This is a genomic window from Lacticaseibacillus sp. 22, assembly GCF_055413445.1.
Genome location: NZ_JBVAYD010000058.1, coordinates 1 through 2,182, shown reverse-complemented (window position 1 = coordinate 2,182; position 2,182 = coordinate 1). Strand labels below are relative to the sequence as shown.

The 2,182-nt window shown below is 36.7% G+C and carries 1 protein-coding gene; it reads right to left on the bottom strand.

All coding sequences use genetic code 11. The features are described 5' to 3' along the window. Nucleotides 1-529: 529 nt before the first annotated feature. The gene (locus ACWP87_RS13670) at nt 530-1,207 is read right to left on the bottom strand and encodes a CPBP family intramembrane glutamic endopeptidase (RefSeq protein WP_014568879.1); all 678 of its coding nucleotides are present in this window, start codon (nt 1,205-1,207) and stop codon (nt 530-532) included. Between the last annotated feature and the right edge of the window lie 975 nt (nt 1,208-2,182).

Below are 2,182 nucleotides of genomic sequence, written 5' to 3'. Positions count from 1 at the left end.
TTTAGGGTCTTTAATCAAAAGGTTGGTATCAGTACCAAACATACCCATGAGAGTTGGAACTATCTGTGCTATGAATGCCCAGCCGAAGCTGACGACCCCGACAACAAAGATCTTGGATGCTAATGGTTCTTTTTTCATTTATTCACCTACATATGAAAATGGCCTCGTCATCAACAAGGTGACTACAAGGCCATCCTCAGAACTTAGAGCCTTTAGGGACGATTCCGGTAATTCCCTGCATTAAACCCCAGATACCATCATGAGATCCTTTTCCGTAAGTTTCTATTCCGACCGGTTAGTTGCCAACTGTTGCATAAAAATTGTCCCCCAAAATTTTAGGTATAGCTAAATTTTACATTGTGTAATTTACTCTTATAAAATTTGAATGTCAATAAAATGTTGAATTTCAAGAATTTTTAAGAACCTTAAATTTAAGATCCCTAGACATATGAATCGCTTTTAAAGTATTGGTATGTATTGGCTTGAGTACCATTTGAACCTCATATATTTAAAAATAGCTAGTTACCAATTACAGAAATAATATTGTCGATACCGCAACAATATTGTTAACAAAATGAAGGGCGATCGTGTCTTGTATTTTCCCAGTCTTAAAGTAGACAACTGCAAACACTGCTCCATTAACAACGTACATCAAGAATCCAATAATCGTATCGCCACCATGGGCAGAAGCAAATATGAGAGCACTCAATAGCACTTTAAAAAATAACTGATTTTGCTTAAAGAATAAATGCATTAAGATTCCTCGGAAAACCAATTCTTCCGTGATTGGACCCAATACAATCACGTTAATAGCAAGAAGAATAACCATAAGTTGATTGTGATTTAACAGAGATGATTCAATGACCTGATTATTTGACGTTTGTACCCGCTGATAAATCGTATAATTCAAGGTTGTCAGGATTTCATTGCTAATTAAAATGGTCAGATAGCCACCAATCACGTAAAAAATATCTCTCAGTTTAACCCGCTGAATGATTTTTTGATTGGTGTATTTATGAAACAATTTATACGCTATATATATTACTACGACACTCGACGTAACACACGCAAATGCCAGCGAAAGCGATGATACTACATTATTTGTGTAAGGCATGATCAGCAAAAAAAGTAGGGGTGATGGACTCAACAAATATAATACGAGCATATAAAAGCTTCTTCTGATAAGGGAACTTTCTTGATATTTCACAAACTAGCGCTCCTTTGTCTATTTCATTAATTTCAAAAAACTATTCAGTCATTAGATAAATCTACCATTCAAAATAGTTAAAAAAAGAGTCGGTATCAAGATATGGCCTCTGAAGATTTTTCTATTCTTGTCGTTACAGGGATTATCGCTGTATTTTTACATTGGCAATTGATAGCAAACAAGAGCTATCATTGCAACTGACAGTCTATTATAATTGCCGAATCTTCTTATACACATTCAACCTCTATCACAAACGATTAGTTCCTGAAAAATATTCAAAATTATCATAATAATTATATTTACACTCTTCGAAACAAGAATGACAGTCATCATACTGATCCTCATTCTGCAGCTTTTCCCAACCTCTCATGTTTGGCAACGTCTCAGTTTGGTACTTGCCTCACTTGTTCTGCTCTGCTTTCAGTTAGCATCATGTATGGATTCGGCTATCTAGCGAACGTCAATCTTCCAATCGATTGATGGGCTTGGTTCGTATTTGGAGGGTACCGGCAGATGCTTCACCGCAACAACTGCAGGCATCTATCAGCGCCCACGCTCGGCATCAAATACGCCTGCCAAATGATACGAATGGTTATCAGCATTTGTCAATAGCTGACAGATAAACGTCGTGAAATGGCCATTAAACGTCATTTCAGGCGAAACTTTAACGATTATTGCCGAATTCGCGACGTTTAAATAAACTTTCACCAAAAACAAGCAGAATGGGGTAGATTTATTGTACGGGACGAACTATTTCCCTAAGCAAGTTGCTACAGGGGGTAAACGAGTACAAATAATGGGAAATCCTCATCAAATTTTCCAAGGTACTACACCCTTTCATCTTTCTTGAAAGAAGAACCTTTATCTATTCGTTCCGTAAAGGATAAAGGTTCTTTTGTTGTCTTATTTGATTCCGTAAACTTTGAGCCTGATTGGCACGCCGGTTTGAATCTTTTCCTGTTTAGTATTTTGATG